The sequence below is a fragment of the Microcoleus sp. F10-B2 genome (assembly GCF_036704965.1).
In the GTDB taxonomy this organism is placed as follows: domain Bacteria; phylum Cyanobacteriota; class Cyanobacteriia; order Cyanobacteriales; family Microcoleaceae; genus Microcoleus.
Map to the genome: position 1 here is coordinate 1 of NZ_JAUBTB010000158.1, position 9,492 is coordinate 9,492.

10 protein-coding genes are annotated in these 9,492 nt (G+C 47.4%); 4 read left to right on the forward strand and 6 right to left on the reverse strand.

What is annotated here, in order from left to right; all coding sequences use genetic code 11:
- Positions 1 to 320, reverse strand: a 320-nt coding sequence (locus QUA99_RS31400; protein ID WP_333245077.1) for a transposase, incomplete at its 3' end; no start/stop codon positions are given.
- Between the two features lie 792 nt (positions 321 to 1,112).
- Between QUA99_RS31400 and QUA99_RS31405 the strand changes: the two genes are divergently transcribed.
- Complete coding sequence (locus QUA99_RS31405; RefSeq protein ID WP_333245074.1) at positions 1,113 to 1,379, forward strand: hypothetical protein; 267 nt, start codon at positions 1,113 to 1,115, stop codon at positions 1,377 to 1,379.
- Positions 1,380 to 1,389: 10 nt separating this feature from the next.
- Here the strand turns inward: QUA99_RS31405 and nadB are convergent, their stop codons facing one another.
- The 3 genes from nadB to QUA99_RS31420 form a co-directional block, all read right to left on the reverse strand.
- Positions 1,390 to 3,054 carry an L-aspartate oxidase gene (gene nadB, locus QUA99_RS31410; RefSeq protein ID WP_333245071.1) on the reverse strand — a complete coding sequence of 555 codons (1,665 nt, stop codon included), beginning with the start codon at positions 3,052 to 3,054 and terminating at the stop codon, positions 1,390 to 1,392.
- A gap of 491 nt (positions 3,055 to 3,545) precedes the next feature.
- The gene (gene psbU, locus QUA99_RS31415; RefSeq protein WP_333245069.1) at positions 3,546 to 3,980 is read right to left on the reverse strand and encodes a photosystem II complex extrinsic protein PsbU; all 435 of its coding nucleotides are present in this window, start codon (positions 3,978 to 3,980) and stop codon (positions 3,546 to 3,548) included.
- Positions 3,981 to 4,233: 253 nt separating this feature from the next.
- The gene (locus tag QUA99_RS31420) at positions 4,234 to 5,223 is read right to left on the reverse strand and encodes an adenylate/guanylate cyclase domain-containing protein (RefSeq protein WP_333245066.1); all 990 of its coding nucleotides are present in this window, start codon (positions 5,221 to 5,223) and stop codon (positions 4,234 to 4,236) included.
- A 450-nt stretch (positions 5,224 to 5,673) separates the two neighbouring features.
- Between QUA99_RS31420 and QUA99_RS31425 the strand changes: the two genes are divergently transcribed.
- The 3 genes from QUA99_RS31425 to QUA99_RS31435 all read left to right on the forward strand — a co-directional run bounded on the left by QUA99_RS31425 (position 5,674) and on the right by QUA99_RS31435 (position 7,473).
- Complete coding sequence (locus QUA99_RS31425; RefSeq protein WP_333245063.1) at positions 5,674 to 5,838, forward strand: hypothetical protein; 165 nt, start codon at positions 5,674 to 5,676, stop codon at positions 5,836 to 5,838.
- A 61-nt stretch (positions 5,839 to 5,899) separates the two neighbouring features.
- Entirely contained in the window at positions 5,900 to 6,691 is a 792-nt protein-coding gene (hisF, locus tag QUA99_RS31430) for an imidazole glycerol phosphate synthase subunit HisF (RefSeq protein WP_333245061.1), read from the forward strand.
- 440 nt (positions 6,692 to 7,131) lie between these two features.
- Positions 7,132 to 7,473: a low temperature-induced protein gene (locus QUA99_RS31435; RefSeq protein ID WP_333245059.1), complete on the forward strand. Its 342-nt coding sequence runs from the start codon at positions 7,132 to 7,134 to the stop codon at positions 7,471 to 7,473.
- A gap of 335 nt (positions 7,474 to 7,808) precedes the next feature.
- Here QUA99_RS31435 and QUA99_RS31440 read toward each other — a convergent pair whose 3' ends face one another.
- Both QUA99_RS31440 and QUA99_RS31445 read right to left on the reverse strand, forming a co-directional pair.
- Positions 7,809 to 8,822 (reverse strand): sulfate/molybdate ABC transporter ATP-binding protein, encoded by a 1,014-nt coding sequence (locus tag QUA99_RS31440; protein WP_333245056.1) that lies wholly within the window; start codon positions 8,820 to 8,822, stop codon positions 7,809 to 7,811.
- 167 nt (positions 8,823 to 8,989) lie between these two features.
- Positions 8,990 to 9,151, reverse strand: coding sequence for a hypothetical protein (locus QUA99_RS31445; protein ID WP_333245053.1), 162 nt, complete (start codon positions 9,149 to 9,151; stop codon positions 8,990 to 8,992).
- Between the last annotated feature and the right edge of the window lie 341 nt (positions 9,152 to 9,492).

Genomic DNA, 9,492 nt, shown 5'->3' on the forward strand with positions numbered 1-9,492 from the left:
GCATCAAACGGGATTTCATTGCTGTAAGATGAGAGACCAATAAAGTATTGTAGGTATGGGTTTTCCCGTATTTGTTCGACGGTTTCGCGATCGCTGATCCCTAATTTATCTTTGATGATTAATGCCCCCAATGCCATCCGAAAAGATTTAGCTGGTGCTCCCATAGATGAGGCAAAATTTTGAGCATATTCTGATTCAAATTCCGACCACGGTATCAGTTGGGCCATCATCACCCAACGGTTGTCTGAGGCTAATTTTTCACCATGAGGAAAATTAAAGCTTTCTGGTGGGGTGCCATCTGGGTCAACTTTTCGGTACACGAGTGTCAAGGGTGATGCAAGGGTTCTCTGCCATTTTACCTGTTTTCCTTGCACCTGAGTCTCGCCCTTGCGCGATCGAAACTTAGGCTGCGCCACCTGATGGCGCTTATTCAGCAAGCCCTAATTAATCCCAGAAAAAAATAATACTACTGTGCGTAAGCTCCCAACCACGAGCTTCCTAAAGAATTCCAAATTATTCAATTCTTTGATCTAAAATCTCACTACTTAGGACAAAATTTGAGCAAGTTTTAGACCTCCAACCCCGATCCTGCCCAGGGTGGAATATTACAGCACTTTTCAGGTTAGTGAGCTACACAACAGAGGTAGGGACACGGCGCCGTGCCGTGTCCCTACGGCAATAGAAGAGCTGGGTGTACTTCATAAACGTGGAATCTGCCGTATTTTCAGGTGTCTGATGTGCAGCTAACTTTGAAAAATAGCTCGTGAAACCCTAAGCCCTTTAAGGTTTTTGAAACCGTTCAAAAAAATGTCCGAATAATTGAAATGTTAAAGGTTACGGCGTATCATCTGTCATCTGTCATTAGATAGAGTTACACCAACATGAAACTTGTTACAGCAAGTTGCCGTCTCCTCTCAAGGTTCCCTTTTGAAAAAATCAGAACCTGAGACAGAAAACCAAATTAAACGCCCAAAAGCCTTGATTTTAAAGATTTTATGTAAACTGACGAAAGTTAATTAAAGGAAATGTAAAGATATCCGTGGAAGTACGGAAATTGATAGATATAATAGCTCGTAAGGATGTGCATCTACTGCGGTGATTTGATGAAGACTATGAATACTATGCGTACTTTGATTCAGCTTACAACAACGGCAACCCTGGCTGCCTGTTTGCAAGTGAATACAGTCGGCACTGCAAATGCGGCTGGAGTGCCCCGCAACTCAAACAGCAACTTAACAAAAGACCGTAGCTTGCGGGGCCCGACGCCATCGACCCCCAGAGTTTGGATAGTTGCACCAACCTCTAGCTTGGCAAATCCCCAACAATACGAACCGCCCCCGAACGGGAGCCCCAAAAGTGAGGGTACGGGGACGCGCTGACCCCAACTTTTCAATCTTCTATTCGCCCAGATATAGCCGCAGATTTGTACCAATGGCAGTGGCGAATTAAAGTGTGCGTACACCAATCCGGATCTGTGAGGGGATAGTCCACCCGGTAGTGACCCCCGCGACTTTCAGTCCGAAACGCAGCACTTTTGAGAATTAAATAGCCGATATCCAATAAATTAGCCAGTTCCCCCCAATTTCGCAAAATCGAGCTATTCTCCGCACCAGCAGGGGAAAAATCAATAATTTGTCCGGGCACTAAATCATCCAGCGTTTGACTCAAAGGCAAAGACGCAAATTCTTGCCGCCAAATCTCAACTTGGACGATCGCACTTTCCAAGTCCCGCTGTCCCCGGCAAATTCCCGCACTCTGCCACACTAAATTCGGCAACTCGACCCGCAAATGTTCGATCGCCTCAATGTCCTTCCGACAAATCGATTTTTCTAAGATTTCCCCTGCATCTAACTCATCTGTGAGTGCCTTGGGCCTTTCACTTTCTACCTGCAAAAGTCCCATCTGCGCCCCAAAAACCAGACATTCCAGCAGCGAATTGCTCGCCAACCGGTTAGCGCCGTGTACCCCCGTGCTCGCAGTTTCTCCCACCGCGTACAAACCCGGAATCGAAGTTTGGTTGAACTTGTCAGTCACAATCCCTCCCATCCAGTAATGGGCGGCGGGCGTCACCGGCACCGGTTCGGAAAAAATATCAATTCCCCAATCAGCGCACACTTGAATAATATTCGGAAACCTGTAGCGCAGTCGATCGACCGCAATCGGCCGCAAATCCAGCCAAACGTGAGGTTCCCCCGTCTTCTGCAAGTGGCGGAAAATAGCGCGGCTGACAACATCCCGAGGGGCGAGTTCCCCGCTGGGGTGAGAGTCAAAAGCAAAGCGATATCCCTTACTGTCAACCAAATGAGCTCCTTCTCCGCGCACCGCTTCGCTAATGAGAAACCGAGGCGCGCCCGCTTTGCTGAGGGCCGTCGGGTGAAACTGCACAAATTCTAAATCTCGCAGCAGCGCCCCGGCGCGCCACGCAATTGCCACCCCGTCCCCGGTACTTACCGACGGGTTGGTCGTGTGAGCAAAAACCTGTCCGCCGCCGCCTGTCGCCAGCACTACGGCGCTAGCCCGCAGCCACTTGACTTGTGAGCCGCAAATCGAGCTAATCCCCTGACAGCGCCCGGTTTCGTCTAGCCACAGACTCAAAGCAAAGGCAGGGGATACGAGTTCAATGTTTTTGCGGCTCAATACTTTGGCTGTCAGCGTAGCGATCACGGCTTTGCCCGTAGTGTCGGCGGCGTGGAGAACTCGGCGGCGGGAGTGGGCGGCTTCTAGGGTGAGGGCTAAATCTTGGCCGGTGCGATCGAATGCAACGCCCATTTTCACCAGGGAGTCAATGCAAGCACCAGCTTCCCCGACTAAAAATTTCACCGCCTCCAAATCGCAAAGACCGGCTCCTGCTGCGAGTGTATCCTGAACGTGCAGGGCTGCGGAATCTTCAGGGGCGATCGCCGCGGCAATCCCTCCTTGAGCCCAATCGCTTGCAGAAACAGGTAGGGTATTTTTATTGATCAAGCCCACCTGCAAATGTTCTGGGAGGCAAAGTGCGGTGTACAACCCGGCCGCGCCAGCACCTATCACCAATACGTCAAATTTGTCAGTCATAAGTCTGCAGCCAGTCTATTTTAGATTTTAGATTTTAGATTTTAGATTTTAGATTTTAGATTTTAGGTTTTAGGTTTTAGATTTTAGATTTTAGATTTTAGATTTTAGATGAATCTGGGGACTTGAACTAATGTCCGTGGAGGGATTTTAGGGATGAGAATTAAATAAAATCCACTTTTCATGACTGTTGTGGGATGGGCGTCCCGCCCGTCTATCGGGGACGGGCGGGACGCCCATCCCACAAGAAAAAAGGGAAATTATTTCATTGACGATCCTTAGATTTTAGGTTTGAGAATTGAGTCTACAGATGAATCTGGGGAACGCGCTTATTTCAATCTAGCGAATTTTGGTCGGCTTTTGCCGCACGGTGGTTGAAAGTAAGTCTCCAGAAATTAAAGGCAGAAGTCATCAGCCTGTAGAAAAAAAATTTTTCTTGATGCCGAGTGCCTTCTGCCAAATGCCGAATGCCTTCAAATTAGGCCCGCTGCTACCTAGTCGTAGAGACCATTATTCAACCTGTTGTCTCCTTCAATAAAGACTGATTCGACCTCAGTTACGGTGAATTTGTCCATGTTAGCTTGCAGCACCTTTTTTTGAGCTTCCGTCAAGTCTGAAATGTTGAGTACGTCCTCAACTTTTTCGTAAGGAGCATTCTTAATAATTAATCGAGCTAAAGTGGGATACAGCCCTCGAAATTCCCGAAAGTCCCGAACCGCGCTGTTGTTCAAATCAAGTTTTTTGCCGTATTCTGTGGCAAGCTTGTCATCGGCGCGATTGGTTCTAGGTGCTACTTCAACGGCTATGAGCGAGGATGATGGCAAGACGATACGGCTCAAGGTCGCCGCGATCGCGCTTTGGTTTCCAGCCCATGCAAAGCAGCCCAGCACTAAGCCCAATACTGCCAATAGACGACCCAATCGTTTCATGAAGTTTTGTCTCCCAATTTCATACACAGCATTTATGTAGAGACTACCATTTTGCTTATGCAGTTTTGCAGATAAATCCGCAACAGCTAGAGGGCTGTTATAAACTTTACATTTAGATATTGACACCAAGGACGATATATGATATTGGTCGAAGTCTAGGAATCGCAGGCAAGTTTATCAAAGGCGCTCCCAATTAAAAACAGGGACTTCCATTTTTAAGGGTTAATTTTTTGCCCCGCACCGAATTGTCTAGCTATTGAGAACTCTTTCTTGTGGTTTTGAGAAAAGCGTTCAAGTCACCATAAGTACCGCCGTAAATCACGCTGGGAGTGTCGTAACCCTTCAAAGCAACGGTGTGCTGCTCGAAAGCGCCCTGGGCCCCCAATTCCGTCAGGTATTTGTAGGTTGTTTCTCCCACGGCAATATCCTTGCCGATTTGCTTAGTCGAAGACTCCAGGCGAAATGCTGCGTTTACAGTATCTCCCAAGGCGGTGTAGTCCGATCGGTCGCTGCTGCCAGAATTTCCGACCATTGCATAACCAGTATTGATTCCGGCCCCGACTCGCAAAGGAAAAGGCAGGGGGTAACGGCTGCTGAGTTCGTCTGTTGCCTTGTGCAGTTCGCTCAAAGCTTGGCAAATCCGCATCATTTCCTCGCTGCTGACACCGCTGGTTTTATGGAACCAGACGGCCATGATCGCATCGCCGATGTATTTGTCCACCCAACTGCCGTGTTCGCGAATTATCTGTCCTGCTTTGCGGAACCAGTTGCCGATGACTTCCGAGAGGAGGGTTTCGTCTAGCTGCCTAGTCAAAACTGTAAAGTCTCGGATGTCCATTACCATGACGCTAATCAGGCTGCGCACGGTCAAAGTCGCCGTAAAATCTTCAGAGTCTGTGTCGTGTATGGGATCGTGCCGGTAGCCGGCGGTTGGGTTGTAGAAGTCCAATTCGGTTTGACCGAAAATAATCCGATCGCCATTTCTGAGAGTGACGGGAATACTGACGCGCCGCCCGTTGACAAAGGACCCGTTGCGGCTTCCCAAGTCGATCAGATAGAACTCTCCTGTCTCCATTTGCTGTAACATCGCGTGATTGCGGGAAATCCAGCGATCTGTCAGTACAAAATTATTGTCATCGCTCCGCCCTACTGTCCAGCAATTGCTGCCGGAGAGCGGCAAGTAGCGATTGCCGCTTTTCTCTGTACGAAGTACCAAATGTGGATTGGCTTGCAAAGTCACCACAGCCCTAAAAACGACATCAAGTCAACCGATTTGAGGTTTTAAACTTTAAATTTTAACTTTACCGCGCGGCTTATAACTGAGATTGCTGCTAAAAAACCTCAAATCGGCTGTTCTCAAATCTAAAAATTGTTTAGTCGATCGTCGATGCACCAAACCATAAAGGATTGCCGAACCACAATTCGATCGCCAGCGAAGGTAGTTATGGTTCGATCATAAGCGAAATTGTCATATTTTTCACCCCAAAGATGTATCTGGGGAGTTAAATTTGCTGCTTGTTGCGGAAAATATAACTATCTACCCAATATTCTACCTAATGTCGCCTAGCGCACCCAGAGCCAAGTTTTATTGATGCTGATGGGGCCCCAAAAAACTCGAAAATGGATCTCCGGCTCAGACCGAGAGTTGTTAAACACAAGGTATCTTTAAGATTTGTTGCTTAACTTCATGTTTTTGAAGGTATCAACAAAGCCTTGGGAGCATCTCAGTTTTGCAGCCAAGCTAGAAATTGGAGTTTTGAGGCAGGAGGCAGGAGGCAGGAGGCAGGAGGCAGAAGGAAAGAGGCAGAAGGAAACAGGAAGAAGGAAGGAGCCAAAAGAAGTATTTTTACAAATATGAGATGCTCCCCAAAGCCTTTTCCTCGCTGCGGCGGTCAATAAATTAGAAACACGAGAATTTTATGTTGTCGAAAAGAATTTTGCCTTGTCTGGATGTCAAAGCCGGCCGCGTGGTCAAAGGTGTCAATTTTGTTAACCTGACTGATGCTGGCGATCCGGTAGAAATGGCTCAGGTATACAACGATGCGGGCGCTGACGAGTTGGTGTTTCTGGACATTACCGCGACTCACGAAGACCGGGACATTATTATTGATGTGGTGTACCGCACGGCCGATCGAGTATTTATCCCTTTGACGGTGGGCGGCGGCATCCAATCCTTAGACACAATTAAAAGTTTATTGAGGGCGGGGGCTGATAAGGTCAGCATTAATTCGGCGGCGGTGCGCGATCCGAGTTTAATTGACAAAGCCAGCGATCGATTTGGCAATCAGTGCATTGTAATCGCGATCGACGCCCGCAAACGGCAAGACGCAGATCAGCCCGGTTGGGACGTGTACGTGCGCGGAGGGCGAGAAAATACCGGCAAAGATGCCATCGCCTGGGCCAAAGAAGCCGAACAGCGCGGTGCCGGCGAAATTCTGGTGACCAGCATGGATTCTGACGGCACTCAAGCCGGTTACGACTTGGAATTAACCCGCAGCATCGCCGAAATAGTCGAAATTCCCGTCATTGCTTCCGGCGGTGCCGGCAACTGTCACCACATCTACCAGGCCGTGACTGAGGGCAAAGCAGAAGCCGCACTCCTGGCTTCTCTGCTGCATTACGGGCAACTTAGCGTCGGTGAAATTAAGACTTATCTAGCAAAATATCAAGTTCCCGTGCGACAGCAGCAGCCATTAGTCATTAGTCATTAGTCATTAGTCAGTGGATAGTCGGGCACATATCATATCTTGCAACATTTTCCACAAACCGCTCTGCGGGTTCACTCAAGCGCCTTCTCACAGTGCAAACAGGCTAAATCAACCCGCCCCCACCCCACGAAAAAACTCGTCAGTCACATTGATACCGCTATGTGAGGCCCACCCGAAGGCCCTTAGGTAGAATTTTTTTGATTCTACACAAGTGCCTTCTACATCAATGTCTTGGGGCGACCCGCGCCAGTCATCGAGAAATATTCCCTGAGAAGGATTTACAAATACCAACTTTTTCAGCTAAATATTATATAAGTTCAATTTGAAAGAAAGCAACGGTTGCTTTTCTCAAACTTGAGTTAAAGATTGTGCAGAATTTGAGTGAGCTTCAGCCTGTCAACAATCTTACCGAATCAAAACTTCTAAAAACGGAGAAATTTTGTATGTCTTTTATCAGCTTTAACTTCCCTGCCAAGCGTTTAGTTCGCACTTTAATAGCTGTTTGTTTTTGTGCCTTGATGTTTGTTTCTAATGCTTTCCCGGCTTTTGCCGTTACCAGCAGCCCCACCAAAGGTGAAGACCAACTTTTGGGTATTGAAAAAGCATCTCAAGAAGCTGCACTGAAAAAGCCAATGTCTTTAGAAGAAACTCAAGAAAAAGCGAGCAAAGGGCCTAACGAAGTTCAGGGAGACGCTGACATTGATAAAATGAAAAATCCTTCTAACACAAGCGCTACATCCTTTGAGCAACAAGTCAAAAAGGCTGTTGGTAAAATCAAAAACTAACTCAGCGCGCAGCAGTCAACCGAAAGTTGTCAGTATAAAAGATTAGGGACACGGCGCGGCGCCGTGTCCCTAGAATTTTTTTTGTAGAGACACCGCACCGCGCCACCTCCTTTGAAACCTACATTCCGCACCCTGAACTGTCACACTACGAATTTTCGGAGTTTGGCTAAATTGAACTGGCGAGCGCAAGTCCAATTTCCCACTTCTGTGTATAAAAAATGATTAGTTGGGTTCACAAAATTCCGCCAAAACCGATTGTGACAGTGGAGGGTGCGGAAAGTGGGTTGAAAGGCCGTATCCAATCTAAATTTAGCTTTAGTTTTCAGAATTGGTCTTTAGATGGAATAAAAAAGTGGAAAGGACTTGGCATCTTTCGGCTTTACGAACACTCTTTGCTGGGGCTGCAAGTTCAAGCTATCGAATCTTTCTCTAGTCAAATTAGCGTTTACTACTTGACCGTCATCTAAGGTTAATTCTACCTGTATTTCCCATCCCAAATGAATCAAGCGACTGATTCTTGCAGGCACTGTTGCACTATTTTCTGTAGTTTCAATTACTACGTCGTGAGGGCGCAAGAAAATCTCTGGGTTGGCTGAGTCAAAGCCGTTATCTTGAAACATTCTTGAACTGCTGGGCAATACATTGACTGGACCGATAAAACTCATTACGAAAGCACTCGCTGGATTGTCGTAAATTTCTGCGGGTGTGCCTACTTGTTCGATTTTACCTTTATTCATTACTGTAATGCGATCGGCAACTTCCATCGCTTCTTCTTGATCGTGCGTCACAAAGACTGTGGTAACGTGTACTTCGTCGTGCAGTCGCCGCAACCAAGCACGCAAGTCTTTGCGAACTTTGGCATCGAGAGCTCCAAAAGGTTCGTCTAGCAGTAAAACTTTCGGTTCCACAGCCAGGGCTCTGGCGAGGGCCACCCGCTGTCGCTGGCCTCCTGAAAGTTGCGACGGGTATCTATCGCCCAATCCTCCCAATTGCACTAAATTCAACAATTGTTCTACCCGCGATTTGACTTTCGCCTGCGGTGTTTTCTGAATTTCCATGCCGAAAGCGATGTTTTTTCGCACTGTCATGTGCTTGAATAGCGCGTAGTGCTGAAACACGAACCCAATTTTGCGGTCTTGGACGCTAGTATTGGTCGCATCTTGTCCTGTCAGCCAGATTTTGCCGGAGTCGGGCATTTCTAAACCGGCAATCAGCCGCAGCAGTGTAGACTTGCCGGAACCAGACGGGCCCAGCAATGCAACTAGGGAACCGGATTCAATTTTTAAGTTGACTCGATCGAGTGCTTGGAAACTGCCAAACTGTTTTGATACGTTTTCTACAACTATCATGTACCTACCGTTTATCAATACTTTCAGCCTTTAGCTGGGTGATTTCTATCAAGACTCTAGCAAAATGACCTTTTTGGAAGGATTTTAACCCTTGTTGCGACCTGTTTGCTTGATTCAGTGTCCCTTTACTTGATACTCACTTACAAGCAAACTCATCTAGCAAATTTCTAGCGACACCACACCGTCTTCGCCTTAGAACCTAGGGGGCGTAAACTCTCATTCCCTTTGTCGATCGCTTCCTTCCACCACAGTTTGTCATAGCCATCGCTCACGGCGGTGTTGTAGGGCATATTATCTAACTTGTGAGCGCTAAACCCGCGCTCTATCATGTCCTTCCTCGTAAGTACCTGCGTCCAGTAGGGCGGTTTCTCTTCCCGGCACTAAGGTGCGACCTCGTTCACGCTATACACATCTGGTGATTCTAACTTTTCAGGTTCTGAGCGTGCGATCGGATTGAGCATACCGTCGTGTTGAACGCAGCCCTGTTTAATTAACCCTGTTTTGTCACTCTGGCAGTAGTATAATAAGGTAAAAAGTCTAGAACCAAGACACAGAGTATGGTACAGCCTCGTAGGGCCACACCAACAGTAAAATTTGTGGATGAATATTGCCACTGGTATAAAAGCCTGTTTTCAGATGTCAGGAGTTTTGAGGCTTTTAAGTACCTTCA